The 17648-nt window shown below is 37.4% G+C and carries 17 protein-coding genes and 1 tRNA gene; 15 read left to right on the forward strand and 3 right to left on the reverse strand.

Translation table 11 applies throughout. From position 1 onward, the window contains the following. The first annotated feature begins 3 nt into the window (after positions 1 to 3). From pgp6 to ribD, 10 genes are all read left to right on the forward strand, one after another. Positions 4 to 1374: a peptidoglycan metallopeptidase Pgp6 gene (gene pgp6 / locus F3G75_RS04140; protein WP_149716664.1), complete on the forward strand. Its 1371-nt coding sequence runs from the start codon at positions 4 to 6 to the stop codon at positions 1372 to 1374. Positions 1375 to 1435: 61 nt separating this feature from the next. Then, entirely contained in the window at positions 1436 to 2320 is an 885-nt protein-coding gene (gene lpxC / locus F3G75_RS04145; protein WP_149716665.1) for a UDP-3-O-acyl-N-acetylglucosamine deacetylase, read from the forward strand. Positions 2321 to 2400: 80 nt separating this feature from the next. Next, positions 2401 to 2763 (forward strand): glycoprotease, encoded by a 363-nt coding sequence (locus F3G75_RS04150; RefSeq protein WP_149716666.1) that lies wholly within the window; start codon positions 2401 to 2403, stop codon positions 2761 to 2763. Positions 2764 to 2771: 8 nt separating this feature from the next. Further along, complete coding sequence (gene thrB, locus F3G75_RS04155; RefSeq protein ID WP_149716667.1) at positions 2772 to 3656, forward strand: homoserine kinase; 885 nt, start codon at positions 2772 to 2774, stop codon at positions 3654 to 3656. A gap of 21 nt (positions 3657 to 3677) precedes the next feature. Beyond that, positions 3678 to 3932: a YlxR family protein gene (locus F3G75_RS04160; RefSeq protein ID WP_149716668.1), complete on the forward strand. Its 255-nt coding sequence runs from the start codon at positions 3678 to 3680 to the stop codon at positions 3930 to 3932. Further along, complete coding sequence (infB, locus tag F3G75_RS04165; RefSeq protein WP_149716669.1) at positions 3919 to 6567, forward strand: translation initiation factor IF-2; 2649 nt, start codon at positions 3919 to 3921, stop codon at positions 6565 to 6567. The genes F3G75_RS04160 and infB overlap by 14 nt, the downstream gene beginning before the upstream one ends. Next, positions 6564 to 6929, forward strand: coding sequence for a 30S ribosome-binding factor RbfA (gene rbfA / locus F3G75_RS04170; protein ID WP_021090755.1), 366 nt, complete (start codon positions 6564 to 6566; stop codon positions 6927 to 6929). The genes infB and rbfA overlap by 4 nt, the downstream gene beginning before the upstream one ends. Beyond that, positions 6922 to 7338, forward strand: coding sequence for a ribosome maturation factor RimP (gene rimP / locus F3G75_RS04175; protein WP_149716670.1), 417 nt, complete (start codon positions 6922 to 6924; stop codon positions 7336 to 7338). The genes rbfA and rimP overlap by 8 nt, the downstream gene beginning before the upstream one ends. Position 7339: 1 nt before the next feature. Next, the gene (locus F3G75_RS04180; RefSeq protein WP_149716671.1) at positions 7340 to 8989 is read left to right on the forward strand and encodes a formate--tetrahydrofolate ligase; all 1650 of its coding nucleotides are present in this window, start codon (positions 7340 to 7342) and stop codon (positions 8987 to 8989) included. Positions 8990 to 9040: 51 nt separating this feature from the next. Then, a complete protein-coding gene (ribD, locus tag F3G75_RS04185; RefSeq protein ID WP_149716672.1) occupies positions 9041 to 10102 on the forward strand; it encodes a bifunctional diaminohydroxyphosphoribosylaminopyrimidine deaminase/5-amino-6-(5-phosphoribosylamino)uracil reductase RibD in 1062 nt (353 codons plus the stop codon). On the opposite strand, the gene F3G75_RS04190 is transcribed toward ribD, so the two are convergent. The 3 genes from F3G75_RS04190 to F3G75_RS04200 all read right to left on the reverse strand — a co-directional run bounded on the left by F3G75_RS04190 (position 10099) and on the right by F3G75_RS04200 (position 11449). Continuing rightward, a complete protein-coding gene (locus F3G75_RS04190; RefSeq protein ID WP_149716673.1) occupies positions 10099 to 10962 on the reverse strand; it encodes a VIT1/CCC1 transporter family protein in 864 nt (287 codons plus the stop codon). The genes ribD and F3G75_RS04190 overlap by 4 nt on opposite strands. Positions 10963 to 11016: 54 nt before the next feature. Next, positions 11017 to 11101 (reverse strand) — tRNA-Leu (locus F3G75_RS04195). 45 nt (positions 11102 to 11146) lie between these two features. Further along, positions 11147 to 11449 (reverse strand): F0F1 ATP synthase subunit C, encoded by a 303-nt coding sequence (locus tag F3G75_RS04200; RefSeq protein ID WP_004317263.1) that lies wholly within the window; start codon positions 11447 to 11449, stop codon positions 11147 to 11149. 206 nt (positions 11450 to 11655) lie between these two features. On the opposite strand from F3G75_RS04200, the gene F3G75_RS04205 reads away from it, so the two are divergent. The 5 genes from F3G75_RS04205 to F3G75_RS04225 are packed head-to-tail and all read left to right on the forward strand — an operon-like array spanning position 11656 to position 17577. Then, the gene (locus tag F3G75_RS04205; RefSeq protein ID WP_149716674.1) at positions 11656 to 13002 is read left to right on the forward strand and encodes a sodium-dependent transporter; all 1347 of its coding nucleotides are present in this window, start codon (positions 11656 to 11658) and stop codon (positions 13000 to 13002) included. Continuing rightward, positions 12999 to 14330, forward strand: a complete 1332-nt coding sequence (locus F3G75_RS04210; protein ID WP_149716675.1) for a sodium-dependent transporter — start codon at positions 12999 to 13001, stop codon at positions 14328 to 14330. Before F3G75_RS04205 ends, F3G75_RS04210 begins: the two co-directional genes overlap by 4 nt. Beyond that, positions 14330 to 15670 carry a sodium-dependent transporter gene (locus tag F3G75_RS04215; RefSeq protein WP_149716676.1) on the forward strand — a complete coding sequence of 447 codons (1341 nt, stop codon included), beginning with the start codon at positions 14330 to 14332 and terminating at the stop codon, positions 15668 to 15670. The genes F3G75_RS04210 and F3G75_RS04215 overlap by 1 nt, the downstream gene beginning before the upstream one ends. 9 nt (positions 15671 to 15679) lie before the next feature. Next, on the forward strand, positions 15680 to 16189 hold the full coding sequence (locus F3G75_RS04220) for a TRAP transporter small permease subunit (protein WP_149716677.1): 510 nt from the start codon (positions 15680 to 15682) through the stop codon (positions 16187 to 16189). Then, positions 16189 to 17577: a TRAP transporter large permease gene (locus tag F3G75_RS04225; RefSeq protein ID WP_054196248.1), complete on the forward strand. Its 1389-nt coding sequence runs from the start codon at positions 16189 to 16191 to the stop codon at positions 17575 to 17577. The genes F3G75_RS04220 and F3G75_RS04225 overlap by 1 nt, the downstream gene beginning before the upstream one ends. The last annotated feature ends 71 nt before the right edge of the window (positions 17578 to 17648 follow it).

Genomic DNA, 17648 nt, shown 5'->3' on the forward strand with positions numbered 1-17648 from the left:
TATATGTATAGACGTGGAGTTGGCGGATTTGGTATTGTTGTGCTTTTGCTAATTTTAATTTTAGCCGGTGGTTTTGGCTATGCTTTGATGTCAAAAGATTTTGAGCGAAATGAGCCGATAATTGGTGTTGCTGATAAGGTTTATTGGAATCTTAGAACCCCAATGAATATCAAATTTAAAGACGATAGTGGCATAAAATTTGTACGAATTAGTATGAATGATGGGAAAAATGATCTAAATTTGTTAAATCAAATCATACAAAATCCAAGTACTGAGCTTGATGTAAACTTAACCTTCCCAAAGACTGGCTTTTTTGCTCAAAAAGATACTTATGAGATGAGCATAGAAGCGGTCGATACTAGCAAATGGAGCTTTTTTACTGGCAACAAAGCTAGTAAAAAGGTTGAAGTAGTGCTTGATACTTCAAAGCCTGATCTTTACGTACTTTCGCAGTCTTATTCTATCTCAAAAGGTGGTAGTGCTGTTGTAGTCTTTAGAGCAACTGATAATCAGCTAAAAGAGGTCTATGTCCAGACAAATTTTGGTAAGAAATTTAAGGCAGTCCCATTTTATAAAGAGGGCTTTTATGCAGCACTTGTTGCTTGGCCAGTTCAGGTTGAAAATTTTAGCGCAGAAGTCATTGCAAGAGACTTTGCAGGCAACGAGAGCAAATCACATGTCAGATATTTTTACGAAAATGTAAAGTATAAAACTTCAACTATTGCATTAAATGATAGATTTTTAGATGGTAAGATAGTTGATCTAACTGATCAATATGCAAAAGATCCAAGCGTGCTTTCAAGGCTTGAAAAGATGAGATTTGTCAATGAAACACTTAGAAACTCAAACGAAGAAAAAATAACAGCACTTACTACAAATCCTGGCGATGAGATGTTAACTGGCTTTAGTGTGATACCATTTTATCCACTAAGAAATGGTAAAAAAGTGGCTGATTTCGCCGATCACCGATACTATACATATAATAACGAGCAAGTAAGCGAATCATGGCATATGGGAATAGACTTTGCAAGTGTGGCCGCAGCTCCTATAATAGCTAGCAATGCCGGCCGTGTCGTACTTGCATCTGAAAATGGAATTTATGGATTAAATATTGTGATCGATCATGGATTTGGGCTTTATTCGCTTTATGGACACTGCTCAAGCGCTAGAGTAAAAGAGGGCGATATGGTGGTGGCTGGTGATCAAATAGGTACTACTGGAACTAGCGGTCTTGCACTTGGTGATCACCTTCACTTTGGAATTTTAGTCCAAGGTGAAGAGGTAAGACCTCAACAATGGATGGATAAAAAGTGGATAAAAGACAATATAACAAGTGTTTTAGATGCTGCAAAAGCGATGATAGACAAGAACTAAAAATTTGCAAAATTGATTTTTTAGTGCTATTATAAACGGATTAAAAATATAAGGGAAACTCTTGAAACAAACTACTATCGCAAGACGCGTTGAGACCGTTGGTATAGGGCTTCATAAAGGTGAGCCGATAAGACTTATACTAGAACCTCTTGATGCAAATTCTGGCATTATTTTGCACCGCGAAGATCTTGGTATTAGTTTTAAAGCCGAACCTAAAAATGTGATAAATACGCAGATGGCAACCGTTGTTGGCAACGAAAAGGGCTTTATTAGTACGATCGAACACCTGATGTCAGCCATAAATGGTTATGGTATTGATAATATTAGAATTTCTGTTGATGCAAATGAAATTCCAGTGATGGATGGCAGTGCGATAAGCTTTTGCATGCTACTTGATGAAGCTGGCATAAGATATCTTGATGCCGGTAAAAAAGTGATACTTGTCTGCCGCGAGGTCGAGGTGGTTGAGGGGTCAAAATTTGTGCGAACTTCGCCTTCAAGAAATCCAAAATTTGACTATACGATCAAATTTGACCACCCAGTTATCGGCGAGCAAAGATATGTTTTTGAATTTAGCAAGAGCTCATTTGTAAAAAATATCGCTCGTGCTAGAACTTTTGGCTTTTTAAAAGATTTACAACGCTTGCAAGCTCAAAATTTAGCCCTTGGTGCATCGCTTGATAACGCCGTGGCTATCGATGATACACATATTTTAAATCCAGAGGGTTTGAGATTTGAAAATGAGTTTGTAAGACATAAAATTTTAGACGCGGTTGGCGATTTGAGCTTGCTTGGAGCACCTTTACTTGGGGATTACACAGCATTTGCGGGCAGCCACGATCTAAACCACAAACTAACACTTGCTTTAATGGCAGATGAGAAAAATTATGAGATCGCAACGCTTAGTGGCGAGCTTTTAAAAGAGTATCAAAAGGTATTTGCATAGAAAATATTGAAATTTTAGTTGTCTCTTTATCTACTCCGCTTTTAGTTGGAGTATATAAAGACGGCGTAAAATTTGATGAAATTACGACTGATGAACATGTCAGTGAAGTTTTGATAAAAATCTTAGAAAATTTATCCTCTAAATTTAATATCACAAAAATTATCTATGCAAATACGCCCGGAAGCTTTATGGGGTTAAAGGTGGCCTATGTTATCTTAAAGACTTTCTCTTTAGCAAAGGGTTGCGAATTTTATGCGGTTAGCGGCTTTGGCTTAAATGGAGGCCAAGCGATCAGAGCAAATAAAAATTTAAGCTTCATTTTAAAAGATGGCAAAATTTCACTTGAAAAAGTAGAGCCAGTAGGATTTAGGTTGCCTTTAAATTTAGATGAATTAAAACTAAATTCAGATACACTACCAGATTATATCATCCAAGCAGTTTAGGAGAAATTTTGAATATCTTAGTGCCTGCAACAAGTGCGAATTTGGGCCCTGGTTTTGATGCTTTGGGGCTTAGTTTGAAGCTTTTTAATAGCGTGAAAATCGAGCCAGCAAAATTTAGTTCAGTGTCGATAAACGGCGAAGGCAGTGGAAGTGTAAATTTAAAAAGAAATAATATATTCTTAAGTATTTTTAATGAAATTTTTTTTGAGCTAACTGGTAAAAATGAAAATTTTAGAGTCGTTTTTGAAAATAATATCCCATTTTCAAGGGGACTTGGCAGTAGCTCCGCTGTGATCGTTGGAGCCATTGCTTCAGCATACGAAATGGCTGGCTTTAAGGCAAGCAAAGAAACAGTTTTAAATAAAGCTATCATCTACGAAACCCATCCTGATAATATCTCGCCAGCAGTTCACGGCGGATTTATCAGCGCGATCGTAAAAAATGGCAATGTCTACGCAAATAAAATAAATTTAAGTGACGAGATAAAAGCAGTAGTTGTTATCCCAAATAAACCAATGAGTACATCCTCGTCAAGACAAATTTTACCAAAGAATTATACGATGAAAGAATGCGTAAATAACTTATCTCATGCCGCTTTTTTAACGTCTTGTTTTTATGAAAAAAAGTATGATCTCTTAAAAATAGCAAGCAAAGATTTGATGCATGAAGAGCGTAGAATGTACGCTTTAGAAGAGCTTTTTGAAGTTAGAAAAGTAGCTTATGAAAATGGTGCTTTAATGAGCACGCTTTCAGGCTCAGGTTCAAGCTTTTTAAATATCGCTTACAAAGATGATGCTAAAAATTTACAAGATATTTTAAAGAGTAAATTTGGTGATTTTAGGGTTGAGGTTTTTTCATTTGATAACGATGGATACGAAATTACGCAAAGCTAAAAACAAGTTTAAAAAGATATAATGAACAAAAATAATCCTGTAAGGACATGTGTCGCTTGTAAAATTAAAATTTCTCAGGGCTTGCTAAAAAGATACCGCTTGGTAGGTAAAAATTTAGAGCATGGCAAAGGAAATGGTCGTAGCTTTTATTTGTGTGACAAATGTATACAAAAAGATATAAAAATTTTAAAAAAAATAATTGATAAACAAACTAAAGGTGCTTTTATTTGTGATGCACCGAAGTTAAAGGAGATACTCTTAAATGAGCAATGTTAGGATTTCAGAGATCGCAAACGAGCTTGGCTATCCAAGTAAAGAGATAGTAGAAAAAGCTCAAGAGTTAGGATTAAAAGTCAAAACTCACTCAAATGCAGTTAGCCTTGAAGAGGCCGAAGCTATATATGAATATGTTCAAACTGGCGTGATACCAGATAAATTTAAAAAGAAAAAGAGTGAACCTAAACCAAAAAAAGAGCCTAAAAAAGAAGTAGAAAAAGAGTCAGTAAAAAAAGAAGAAAAACAAAAAAGCGAACCTAAAAAAGCTACTACTAAAACCGAGTCAAAGTCGGTAAAAGCTGAGACTAAGAAAGAGGCACAAATTTTAGAAGAAAAACAAAAAATTGAGCCTAAAAAAGAAGAAATCAAAGTAGAGCAAAAACAAGTCGAAGCTCCAAGACCAAAAGAGAGTTTGGCCGATGTGACTCAAAAAAGACGTGGTCTTGTGATAGTAAAAAAGAAAAAAGATTATGAAGCGCCAATTGCTACAAAAGAAGAGAAAAAGCCTGAACCAAGCATAGCTAACATAAGCGATTTTAAAAGTATGTTTTCAGCAAATGATGAAAATTTAGCTAAGAAAAAGAAAAAAGATAAAAAAGTAGTTGTTGTAAGTAAAAAGGATAGCGCTCAGAAGATGGATCTGCTTGGTGGAAGTGATTTTGGTGACATCGTACTAGAAGATGAAGATGTAGTTGTTCTTCCTGATTTTAGTTTTAAAACCCCAGCACCAGTACCTGCACAAAAGATAAAACAGCCAAATGTTATGAGAACTACGGTCAACAATACGATAAATTCATTTGGCGAAGGCGGCATTCAAAGAAGAGCTAGAAAAAAACACAAAAAGCCTGAAAATAAACAAAACAACGAAGCTGTGACGTCTATAAATATTCCAAAAGAAATTCGTGTTTATGAATTTGCTGAAAAGCTAAACAAGCAGCCAAGTGAGATTATTGGTAAGCTTTTCATGCTTGGTATGATGACAACAAAAAATGACTTTTTGGATGAAGATGCGATAGAAATTTTGGCTGATGAGTTTAATGTAGAGGTTAATATCATCGACGATCAAAAAGAATTTGACTACGTAGCAGCCTATGAAGAAGAGATAAAAGATGATGAAAATCTCCAGCCAAGAGCACCAGTCATAACCATCATGGGTCACGTTGATCATGGTAAAACTTCACTGCTTGATTACATAAGAAAGTCTCGCGTAGCAGCTGGCGAGGCTGGCGGTATCACTCAGCACGTGGGTGCTTATATGGTAAATAAAAACGGCAAAAATATCACATTTATCGACACTCCAGGTCACGAAGCGTTTACCGCTATGCGTGCAAGGGGTGCTGGCGTAACTGATATAGTTATCATCGTTGTTGCGGCAGATGATGGTGTAAAACCACAAACAAAAGAGGCGGTCAGCCACGCAAAAGCTGCTGGTGTACCAATAATCATCGCGATAAACAAAATGGATAAAGAGTCGGCAAATCCTGACCTGGTAAAGACTGGTCTTGCTGAGCTTGATATCATGCCAACAGAGTGGGGCGGAAAGTATGAATTTGTGCCAATCTCTGCAAAAACAGGCATGGGTATAGATGATCTACTTGAGATCGTACTTTTACAAGCTGACCTTTTAGAACTAAAAGCAAATCCAAAGGCAAATGCAAAAGCAACTGTTATCGAGAGCTCACTTCAAAAAGGCCGTGGTCCAGTAGCTACTATTATCGTTGAAAATGGCACACTTCATGTTGGAGATACTGTCGTAGCTGGCGTTGCATATGGAAAGATAAGAAGCTTACTTGATGACCAGGGTAAACCTTTGCAAGATATAAAACCAGGCGAATGCGGTGTTATAGTAGGTCTTAGCGAGATAGCAGAGGCAGGCGAGACGCTAATAGGTGTAAAAACTGATAAAGAGGCTCGTGAATACGCACAGAAAAAGGCTGAATATATCCGCCAAAAAGAGCTTAGCAAGAGCACAAAAGTTAGTATTGACGAGCTTAGTGCTAAGATCGCTGAGGGTGAGTTAAAGACGCTTCCAGTCATCATCAAAGCTGACGTTGGTGGCTCACTTGAGGCACTAAAAGCAAGCTTAGAAAAACTTGCAAATGATGAGATCAGAGTAAATGTCATCCACTCAGGCGTTGGTGGCATCACACAAAGCGACGTGGCACTCGCTAGTGCGAGCGAAGACTGCGTAATCCTTGGTTTCAACATAAGGCCAACTGGCGAGATAAAAGAGAAGGCAAAAGAGAGCGGTGTCGAGATAAAGACTTATAATGTTATTTATAATCTAATTGACGATGTGAAGGCGATTTTAGGTGGATTGATGTCGCCTATCATTCGCGAAGAGCAGCTTGGTCAAGCTCAGGTTCGCCAAGTGATCCATGTACCAAAAGTTGGTGCTATTGCTGGATGTATCGTCACTGAGGGCACGATAAACAGAGGTGCAAAAATTCGCCTTATTAGAGAAGGTGTGGTTGTTTATGAGGGCTCGGTTAGCTCGCTCAAACGCTTCAAAGATGATGTCAAAGAGGTTGCTAAAGGCTATGAATGCGGCGTTGGTATCGAGAATTTCAACGACATCAGAGAAAATGACTACATCGAAAGCTTCAAAGAAGTTAAGGAGAAAGCTACTCTATGAACGCTAACGAAATAAAGCGTATGAGAACAGAGAGTGTGTTAAAAGAGCTCATTCCAGAGGCTCTAGCTACTCTTGAAGATAGCATTTTAAAGGGGCTTTGCGTCACTGACGTCGAGTGCAAAAAGGGTAGATACGACGCCTTTGTCTATCTTGACAAGATGGCATTTGATGAGCGCGAGCAAGAGTATATTTTGGGGCATTTAAAGCGAGTTTGTAGGCATTTGCAAAACCACTGTATGGCAGCTGAGGGCTGGTATAGATGCCCAAATTTTCACTTTAAATTTGACGATAGATTAGAGTACCAAAACCATATGGATAAGTTGTTTGATAAAATTTCAAAGGATTTAAACAAAAATGGATAATTTAGACAAACTAGTACGCGAATGCGGTGTTGAGCTTTACGACAGCGAGATCGCAAATGAAAATGGCAGGGCTATTTTTAGAGTTTACATCACAAAAAATGGCGGAGTTAGCCTAGATGACTGCGAAAAAGTGAGCCGTCTGCTTTCACCTATTTTTGACGTGACACCACCAGTTAGTGGAGACTACAACCTAGAGGTTAGCTCGCCCGGACTTGAGCGAAAACTTAGTAAGCCGTCTCATTTTAAAGCGAGTGTTGGCGAGCTTGTGAAAGTTCAAACCGAGGCTGATAAATTCAGAGGAAGACTCGTAAAAGCGGATGAAGAGAACATTGCAGTTGAAAATGAAGAGGAAATTTTTGAGATCAACATCAGTGAGATAAAAAAAGCAAAAACATATTTGGAGTGGTAAAATGCTAAGCGACATCGAGATAACTCATCAAACAAAGCTAGAACATATCAGTAAAGTTGCTGCAAGACTAGGCTTAAGTGAAGACGAGCTCGAGCTTTACGGAAAATTTAAGGCTAAAATTTCCCCTAGACTTGAGCCATCAAACTCAAAGCTCATCTTAGTCACCGCGACTAATCCAACCCCATACGGCGAAGGCAAAACGACTATGTCTATCGGTCTAGCTGACGCACTAAATTCACTTAATAAAAAGGTTTGTTTAGCGCTTCGCGAGCCATCTCTTGGACCAGTTTTTGGCATAAAGGGTGGAGCAGCAGGTGGCGGCTACTCGCAGCTTGCGCCGATGGAAGATCTAAATTTACACTTTACTGGCGATTTTCATGCTATAACATCAGCAAATAACCTGATTTCAGCGATGATAGATAATAGCCTCTATCAAGAAAATCCACTCAAAATAGAGAAAATTTTATGGAAGCGCTGTATGGATATGAACGACCGCGCGCTTCGTTTTGTCACTGTGGGGCAGGGTGGCAGGACTGATGGTGTGCCAAGAGAAGATGGCTTTAACATCACCGCTGCAAGCGAGATCATGGCCGTACTTTGTCTGGCTACGAGCCTCTCTGATCTAAAAGAGCGCGTGGCAAACATCATGGTCGCCTATGATAGCGACAAAAAGCCTATCTATGTGCGTGATCTAGGCTGCGAAGACGCTGTTTGTATACTTTTAAAAGATGCGATCAAGCCAAATTTATTTCAAACATTAGAACACACACCTACGCTCGTGCATGGTGGTCCATTTGCAAACATCGCACATGGCTGCAACTCAGTCATCGCAACAAAAACAGCTCTAAATTTAGCAGACTATGTCATCACTGAGGCCGGCTTTGGTTCGGAGCTTGGTGCGGAGAAATTTTTAGATATAAAATGCAGGATTGCGGACATTAAGCCAAGCGCTGTAGTGCTTGTAAGTACGATCAGGTCGCTAAAATATAACGGCGAAGCAAACAAGGACGAGATAACAAAACCAGATATGAACGCCCTTAAGAAAGGTATCGAAAACCTTGGCGGACATATCGAAAATTTAAAAGTCAAATTTGGTCAAAACGTAGTCGTAGCGCTTAATAAATTTGGCTTTGATACCGATGAAGAGATAAATTTTGTAAAAGAATACTGCCGTGAGCTTGGTGTAGAGGTGGCAGTTTGTGAGAATTTCTTAAAAGGTGGCAAAGGTGCACTTGAACTTGCTGAGCTAGTTTTAAAAGCGTGCGATAAGCCAAGCAAGATAAATTTCACATACGAGATGAGCGACGATACGAGAACTAAAATAGAAAAAGTCGCTAAGGAAATTTATGGAGCTGGTGAGGTAGTCTTTGAAGAGGCTGCTCTTAAAAAGCTTGAAATGATAAAAGAGCTAAATTTGAGCCATTTGCCAGTTTGTATCGCAAAAACTCAGTACTCATTTAGTGACGATGCGAAGCTGTTAGGCAGAGCAAAGGGCTTTACATTTAGCGTAAAAGACCTTGATATTAGAACGGGAGCTGGCTTTATCGTCGCGGTTTGCGGTAAGATCATGCTGATGCCAGGACTTCCAAAAGTACCAGCCGCTGTCAATATGAAGATAGACGTAGATGGCAAGATCGACGGTTTGTCGTAAATTTATGAAAAAGATACTGGCAAACGCCAGTATCTTTTTTAAGAGGTATAGATGAACGACGAATTTTACATGGATCTTGCTTTAAGCGAGGCTTGGAAATTTCAAATATTAACCTATCCAAATCCAGCCGTTGGATGCCTTATACTTGATGAAAATTGGCAAATTCTGTCTTGTAAGGCCCATGAAAAGGCTGGATATTTGCACGCTGAGCCAACGGCGATATTTTTTTCACTTTGCAAAAAAAGTGAAAAATTTAAAAAAGATTTTATAAAAGCTTATAACGATAAATTTAGCTCTAATATAAAAGAGGGCGAATTTAGCCTTTTAGAGCCAAAATTTACTTACGAATTTATACTAAACAACCACTCAAATTTACTAAAAAACGCAAAAGCCTACGTCACTCTTGAACCTTGCTCGCATCATGGCAAAACGCCACCTTGTGCAAATTTACTAAAAGAGCTTGGTTTTAGTGAGGTGATAATAGGTAGCTACGATGAAAATAAGGTAGCAAGTGGCGGTGGTAATTTGCTTAAAAGCGCTGGTATAAAAGTTAAATTTGGCGTTTTAAAAGAGCATTGTGATAAGCTACTTGAGCCATTTTTAGCCTATCAAAATGGTGGCTTTAGCTTTTTAAAAATCGCAATTAGTAAAAATGGTGTGGCAAGTGGCGGCATCATCACAAATGAACTTAGCCGTACACACGTCCATAAACTAAGAAGCGTCATAGATACGCTAGTGATCGGCGGTAACACAGTGCGAGTTGATCGCCCAAAGCTTGATAGTAGGCTAGTAAGTGGCGGCAAAAATCCAGATGTCATAATCTATTCAAGAAGTGATAAATTTGATAAGACGATACCACTTTTTAGCGTGCCAGGGCGCAAAGTTAGCATTCAAAAAAAGCTTAGCTTAAAAGGGCTTAGCATGTTTGAAGGTGCTAGTGAGTTTTTAAAACTTGCAAAAGATGGCAAGCTAGCAAACGTGAAATGGCTACTTATATATCAAAGCTCAAATTTTAAGGATGGTAAAAATTTAAGCCTTGATCTAAATTTAAAGCCACTATTTAGTGGGAATTTTGGAGACGATAGCTACACCTGGTATGAAATTTTGGATTAAATATCTAGGCCAAAATAGTGCTTAACTAAAAAGCCAATGCCAAATGAAATGATCGCAACACCAAAAGTTATCACACACATTTCAATCACTCTTGGCAAAAATTTAAGCTCTTTTGCCACGCTTATGTAAAAGTTGTAAGTGATAATGGCAACAAAGGCAAAGAAAAACATCGACAAGACAGCGTAAAGACCACTTGAAAAGATGAAAAAAGGAAGTATCAAAAACACCGTTGTTATGATGTACGAACCACCTGTGTAGAGCGAATAGGTAAGCGGTTTGATCTCGTCACTTGGATTTTCTTTTGACTCAAGATAGGCTGATCCTGCCATAGAAAGAGCAGCTGCAATGCCCATGATAAGGCCCGTCGCACCAACTGATTTTGTATTTGAAAAAGCAAGTGCAATGCCACTTAGCGTGCCAGTTAGCTCAACTAATGCGTCATTCATACCAAGAACAATGCCGCCGGCATTTACGAGCTTTATGTCTTTTAGCATAGAGATTAAATTATTTTCATGATTTACTTCTTCATCATAAATATCTCTAGCTTCAGGATACTCATCGACAATACCAAGATAAAATTGCTCTGCGTCTTCTTCGCGTGACTCCATAAATTTTAAAGTAAAAGATGTACCAAAAATTTTAACAAGTATCGTATAGAAGATGACTTTGAATAAATTTGCAGTTCTACTCTCACCTGTTATCTTTTGGCAAAAAGCATAGTGTCGTTTTTCTTCAGTGATTAATTTACGAAGTATTTTTTTATTTTCTTTATTTTTTTCACTAGCTTCAAGTAACGTATAGATAGCGGTATCATCTGCTTCATTTTGTAGCTGTTTTAAAGCACGCTTTTTATCTAGCATAAATTCCCCTTTTTAAATTTTGTAAGATTTTGGATTTTGAAGTGTAAGATTAGATGGTGCGATCAGCGAGACTCGAACTCGCACACCTAGTGGCACTACCCCCTCAAGATAGCGTGTCTACCAATTCCACCATGATCGCAAAAAGAGTAAAGCCCCAAAGAGGGGCTAAATTTAAGCTTTACGCTTAGCCAAGCATTGGGTTTGCGTAAAGAACGATAAGCGTAATAACAAGTGCGTAGATAACTTGTGCTTCGATCATCGCAAGAGCGATAAACATTGTAGTCATAAGTTTGCTACCAACGCCTGGGTTTCTAGCTGTTCCACTAATTGTTGCAGCAGCTGTATTGCCCATACCAATAGCGCCACCAAGAGCTGCAAGGCCAAGGCCAATACCACCAGCGATAACTGAATATGATCTAATCATCTCGCCGTCAGCGCCAAATGCGAATGCAGCAAGACCAAGAATTAAAAACACGATCTTTTTCATCGTTGCTCCTTTAAAATTTTTAAAGTTCTTTCGGATCTGTCCCCTACTTAAACTTTATGAGCCGTAATATTACAAAAACAAAACTTTGTTTCAAATAAAAACACTAAAAATTTAAATTGCCCATAAAAAATTCTTGGCTTAGAAAAATAAAAGTTTTTTTATGTTATCTTTGAAAAAATTAATTTATTCTTAATCTCAGGTAATCAATGATAAATGAAAAATTTTCAAAAATAGGCTTTGTTCTTGCTATGGCAGGATCGGCTGTTGGACTTGGTAATGCATGGAAATTTCCAACAATGGTAGGAAACAATGGTGGCTCAGCGTTTATAATTTTATATTTACTTCTCACGTTTGCTATCGCTTTTGTAGCGTTTTTAGCAGAGCTTAGCATTGGTAAGCTTGGTGAGAGTGACGTTGTAAGCTCCATTTATAAACTTGCTCCAAAACACAAAAAAATATGGTCTTTTTCAGGCTTTTTTATGATAGGAGCGATACTTATTGCTTCGTTTTATATGGTTGTCATTGGCTGGATATTAAAGTATATTTATCTTGGCTTTTCGCCACTTTTAAGCAATCAAGAAGAGGCAGCCCAGCAGTTTAATACACTTTTGGCAAATGATCTAACTAGTGCCGTGATTTGCTTTAGTCTAGTCTTTTTAATGGTATTTTTTGCTGTTTCAAAGGGTGTGAAAAGTGGCATTGAGAAGCTAAATATTTGGATGATGCCGGGTCTTTTTATACTGCTTGTTTGTATACTTTTTTATGCAATTAGTATGGGTGATGGCTTTGTTAAGGCGGCTAAATTTTTATTTGTACCAAATTTTAGCGCGATCACGCCAGATGTTGTTTTGCAAGCTCTTGGACTCGCGTTCTTCTCGCTATCTATGGGTGTTGGCGTCATACCGACATACGCTGCAAATTTACCAGAGCAGACAAATCTTATAAAATCAACGCTTTCTATCATCTTTATAAACATATTAATAGGCATTATGATGGGGCTTGTGGTCTTTACATTTATATTTGCTTATGGAGCTGATAGCACGGCAAGTGGCCCAGGGCTTATTTTTATCTCACTTGTTACGCTTTTTGCAAAGCTTGGGATAGTTGGCAATGTTATGGCTATCGCATTTTTTGTTTCACTTTTATTTGCTGGTGTTACAAGTGCTGTTTCGATGATTGAACCATTTGCTTATTATTTGGTTAGAAAATTTGAAATTTCACGTAAAATGGCTCTTGTTTATATTGGAATTTTTGTCTATATTTTAGGCCTTTTTTGTATTTTTTCATATTATGCGCAGACGGCTAATATCTTTAGTATTTTTGGTAAGCCAGTCTTTGATGCACTTGATTTTCTTACTTCAAATATAATGATGCCAATAGGTGCCATAATTTTTAGTTTTTTTGTTGGCTATAAACTTAAAAAAGAGAGCCTATATCTACTCTTTGGTGAATTTATGGGAAAAGTATTTTTTGAAATTTGGTACTTTACTCTAAGATATATAGTGCCAATTGCAATTTGCGCCATCATGATCTATCAAATAGCAGGTAAATGATGGATAGATTTAGTAAAGTTGGTTTTGTTCTTTCTATCATTGGAGCGGCTATTGGCCTTGGTAATGCATGGAAATTCCCATATATGGTCGGTAGTAATGGCGGTTCAGCATTTATTCTTATATATCTATTTTTTGCTTTTGTGGTTGGGCTTAGCATATTTTTTGCTGAGATGGCAATGGGTAAAATTTCTCGTCTTGATACGGTTGGAGCGTTTAAAAGTCTAGCTACAAAAGGTGCAAATGTATGGAAATTTGCTGGTGTTGTGATGGTGACAGGGTTATTCATTGCCTCTTTTTATACGCTCATTATCGGCTGGGTTTTAAAATACGTTATCTTAAGTCTTGGTGAGCTTCCAAAAGATATGGCAAGCTCAGAAGCGCTTTTTGTAAATTTTACTTCAAATGGCGCATGGGAGCAAATTTTATATTTTAGCATCGCTTTTTTTGCCTACTTTTTTATACTTACAAAAGGTATAAAAAGTGGAATAGAGCGTATAAATGTATATCTTATTCCAGCACTTTTTATTTTGCTTTTGCTTATGCTTGGCTACTCTTTTGGCATGAATGGTTTTGACGAGGCGGCTAAATTTTTACTAGTGCCAGACTTTTCAAAGATCGATCAAGGCGCTATATTAAATGCTCTTGGGTTAGCTTTTTTTACGATGTGTATAGGCATAGGGTGTATACTTACTTATTCATCAAGTCTTGGAGATGACACAAATTTATTTACATCGTCACTTTATGTTGTCTTTGCAAATATTATTATTAGTGTGATTATCGGACTTATTGTTTTTACTTTTACATTTGAATTTGGCTCAGAGCCGTCAAAGGGTGCAGGACTAGCATTTATCTCATTACCAACACTATTTGCAAAGCTCGGTACGCTTGGAAATTTCTTGGCATTTACATTTTTTATATCGCTATTTTTTGCTGGCATCACCTCGGTTATTTCAATGGTCGAGCCATTTATATTTTTCTTAAATAAAAGCTTGGGACTTAGTAGAAATAGATCAATTATCATTGTCGGTGCCGTAGTTTATCTTTTGGGAATTTTATGTGCGTTAAGCGGCATTGGCGATTTTAAGGAGTCACTTACATTTTTTGGTAAGAGCTTTTTTGATTTGCTTGATTATCTTAGCTCAAACATTATGCTCCCACTTGGTGGCATTATATTTGCCATTTTTGTTGGATACTTTATGAAATTTGAGCTTTTAAAAGAGCTATTCTTGCCTTATATGAGTGAGATTGTTTTTAAAATTTGGTATTTTTTAATAAGGTTTATAGCGCCAGTTCTAGTTTTTGTGGTGCTAGTAAGGGAGATTGCATAATGGCAAAAGAACAGTTTTCTAAAATAGGTTATGTTTTAGCAGTTGCAGGGTCAGCTGTTGGACTTGGCAATGCGTGGAAATTTCCATACATGGTCGGTGAAAATGGCGGATCAGCATTTGTTATTTTATATCTTTTGATAACGTTTATAGTTGGCATACCTATCTTTATGGCAGAGCTAAGTATCGGCAAGCTTAGTGAAAGTGATAGTGTAAATGCCTTTAGAAAGTTGGCGGATAAAAATAAAAATTTATGGCAACTAGTTGGAATTTTAGCTATGGTAACCGCAGCCATAATCTCATCTTATTATATTGTTATCATCGGCTGGGTCTTTAAGTATTTCACACTATCTTTTACCGGTCTTCCAAACGATATAGAAAGTTCAAAAGTAATATTTAACGAGCTTCTTACACATGGTCTTGGCGAGCAGACACTTTATTTCGTTATAGCATTTGTAGCTTGCTTTTTTATCCTTTCAAAAGGTGTGAAAAGTGGTATCGAAAAGCTAAATGTTTGGATGATGCCAAGCCTATTTATCATGGTTTTAATCATGCTTATCTTTTCTATGACAATGAATGGCTTTACAAAATCTGCTGAGTTTTTACTTGTTCCTGACTTTAGCAAAATTTCATTTAATTCGCTCTTGCTTGCCCTTGGACTTGCTTTTTGGACACTCTCACTTGGTATGGCAGCGATCATTACATATTCAGCTAGCCTAAGTGATGATACAAATTTAGCCACTTCTACGCTAAGTATCGTCTTTATAAATATCGTCCTAGCCATCATGATGGGTCTTGTTATCTTTACATTTATATTTGAATTTGGTGCTGAGCCGTCTCAAGGACCAGGACTTGTTTTTATTTCGCTTCCAACGCTCTTTGCTAAGCTTGGTGTAATAGGTCAAATTTTGGCTGTGGCATTTTTTGCTGCACTTATCTTTGCTGGCATTACTTCGGCTATCTCTATCGTAGAGCCGTTTGTATTTTTCTTGATCAGAGAGTATAGCATTAGCAGGATAAAAGCTCTTAGCATAGTTGGAGCCGGTGTTTTTGTATTGGGATTTTTATGTCTTTTATCAAATATAGAAAATGTTGGCGACAAATTTATGCTCTTTGGTAAAAATTTCTTTGATTTTCTTGACTTTACCGCTTCAAATGTTCTGCTTCCAATCAGTGGTATTGGTGGAGCGATATTTGTTGGATATTTTATGAAAAGAGAGGCACTTTATGTGCTATTTAGTCCATATATGAGCGACTTTGTATTTAGTGCATGGTATTTTTTATTAAGATATGTGGCGCCAGTTTGCGTCTTTATCATCATGATAAATAAATTGTTTTTTTAAGGGTTGTTTATGCAAAAAGTTGAGAAATTTTTTGATAAGGTCGGCGATATAGTCGGCTATATTTGCATGTTTGTTATGGCTTTGATGATAATAGATGTTTTTTTTAACGTTGTGGCAAGATATTTTTTCTCTTATGGAAATGTCGCATTTCAGGAGCTTGAGTGGCATTTTTTTGCTGTGATATTTTTGCTTGGCATGAGCTATGCATTAAAAGAAGATGCGCACGTTAGAGTTGATATATTTTATGCTAAATTTTCACCAAAAAATAAAGCTCTTGTAAATATGATAGGAACTTTTATTTTTGTAATCCCATTTGCACTTTTGGTTTCAAATTTATCGTTTGAATTTGTGAGTGATGCTTATACTTCAGCTGAAGCTAGTGCGGATCCAGGCGGTCTTACTCACAGATGGATCATAAAAGCACTTATTCCTTTTTCTTTTTATCTACTTGTATTTTTTGCGATTGGCTTTTTTATAAGAAATTTTAATCTTTACAAAAAAGCTAAAAAGGGGGAATAATGGCTGGCTTGATAATGTTTATAGCTGCACTTTTGATGCTAGGCATTGGCTTTCCGGTAGCCTTTACCTTTGGTGCGGTTTCGATGATATTTGGCATGATTGGCAGTATTGTTGAGAGCATTGGAGACGGAGATGGACTGCTTGGAAGTATCGAAGTCTTCAAAGATATGTTTAACTTCATGCCTTATAGAATTTTTTCTATCATGGAGAGTAGAATTTTTATAGCAGTTCCACTTTTTGTCTTTATGGGCGTTGTGCTTCAAAAGTCAAAACTAGCTGAGAGGCTACTTGAGAGCATGGGTATGCTTTTTGGAGAAATTCGCGGAGGCATTGCTATTAGCACTATCTTGGTTGGAGCACTTCTTGCAGCTTCAACTGGTGTTGTTGGTGCAAGTGTCGTTGCAATGGGTGTTATAAGCTTGCCTGTCATGCTAAAGTATAAATACGACCAAGCGCTAGGTTGTGGCACTATATGTGCTGCTGGTACGCTTGGACAGATCATTCCACCTTCTATCGTGCTGATTATTTTGGGTGATATATTTTCAGTGCCAGTTGGTGAGCTTTTTCATCAAGCCATCATCCCAGGACTTACGCTAGTAGCAGTTTATATCATTTATATTTTGATTGTTGCTTATTTGAAACCAGATACTGCACCTGTAGTAAAAGATGAGAGCGGTGTTAGTAAATTTAAGCAGATCATGAGAGCACTAATCGCTATCTTTCCGCCACTTTTGCTGGTTATTTGTGTATTGGGTTCTATATTTGCAGGTATCGCTACACCAACTGAAAGTTCAGCTTTTGGCTGCGTTGGAGCCATTATTTTAGCTATTTTTTATAGGACTTTTTCATTTTCTATGATAAAAGAGGCATTGGCAGAAAGCGTAAAAACTACAGCACTTGTCTTTGCCATACTTGTTGGTGCGACAGCCTTTTCTATGGTATTTAGTTACACTGGTGGCGATGAGATTGTTGAAAAATTTATGACAAATTTACCAGGTGAGAAGTGGGGCTTTATCATTTTTAGTATGGTTGTCATCTTTGTGCTTGGCTTTTTTATCGACTTTGTTGAAATTTCATATATTGTGCTTCCTATCTTGGTACCAATAGCCGCAAAGCTTGGTATAAATCCAATTTATCTAGCAATCTTAGTTGCGATGAATTTGCAAACTTCGTTCCTAACACCGCCATTTGGTTTTAGCTTATTTTTCCTAAGATCAGTCGCACCAGCTGAGATAAAAACGACTGCTATTTATAAAGGTGTTGTGCCTTATATTTTTATTCAGCTTGCTGTACTTGTATTTTTCTGCGTCTTTCTAATGGAATTAAAGCCAATGCTTGATGCGAGCCACGGCGGATTATTAAACTTCTTACTCTCACTTTTTAAATGATATAAAAGTTTTTGGTTGTAAAATACCAAGAAATAAGCAAAATGGCTAATTTGAGTTTCTAACCAATTTAG

Origin of the sequence: Campylobacter concisus (genome assembly GCF_902460705.1) — a bacterium.
Classification (GTDB): Bacteria; Campylobacterota; Campylobacteria; order Campylobacterales; family Campylobacteraceae; genus Campylobacter_A; species Campylobacter_A concisus_Z.

Bases quoted from the DNA above. Each gene is read 5' to 3' on its own strand.
- pgp6 (WP_149716664.1), top strand. From the start codon at position 4: ATGTATAGACGTGGAGTTGGCGGATTTGGTATTGTTGTGCTTTTGCTA.
- F3G75_RS04160 (WP_149716668.1), top strand. From the start codon at position 3,678: ATGAACAAAAATAATCCTGTAAGGACATGTGTCGCTTGTAAAATTAAA.
- infB (WP_149716669.1), top strand. From the start codon at position 3,919: ATGAGCAATGTTAGGATTTCAGAGATCGCAAACGAGCTTGGCTATCCA.
- rbfA (WP_021090755.1), top strand. From the start codon at position 6,564: ATGAACGCTAACGAAATAAAGCGTATGAGAACAGAGAGTGTGTTAAAA.
- rimP (WP_149716670.1), top strand. From the start codon at position 6,922: ATGGATAATTTAGACAAACTAGTACGCGAATGCGGTGTTGAGCTTTAC.
- F3G75_RS04180 (WP_149716671.1), top strand. From the start codon at position 7,340: ATGCTAAGCGACATCGAGATAACTCATCAAACAAAGCTAGAACATATC.
- ribD (WP_149716672.1), top strand. From the start codon at position 9,041: ATGAACGACGAATTTTACATGGATCTTGCTTTAAGCGAGGCTTGGAAA.
- F3G75_RS04190 (WP_149716673.1), bottom strand. From the start codon at position 10,962: ATGCTAGATAAAAAGCGTGCTTTAAAACAGCTACAAAATGAAGCAGAT.
- F3G75_RS04200 (WP_004317263.1), bottom strand. From the start codon at position 11,449: ATGAAAAAGATCGTGTTTTTAATTCTTGGTCTTGCTGCATTCGCATTT.
- F3G75_RS04205 (WP_149716674.1), top strand. From the start codon at position 11,656: ATGATAAATGAAAAATTTTCAAAAATAGGCTTTGTTCTTGCTATGGCA.
- F3G75_RS04210 (WP_149716675.1), top strand. From the start codon at position 12,999: ATGATGGATAGATTTAGTAAAGTTGGTTTTGTTCTTTCTATCATTGGA.
- F3G75_RS04215 (WP_149716676.1), top strand. From the start codon at position 14,330: ATGGCAAAAGAACAGTTTTCTAAAATAGGTTATGTTTTAGCAGTTGCA.
- F3G75_RS04220 (WP_149716677.1), top strand. From the start codon at position 15,680: ATGCAAAAAGTTGAGAAATTTTTTGATAAGGTCGGCGATATAGTCGGC.
- F3G75_RS04225 (WP_054196248.1), top strand. From the start codon at position 16,189: ATGGCTGGCTTGATAATGTTTATAGCTGCACTTTTGATGCTAGGCATT.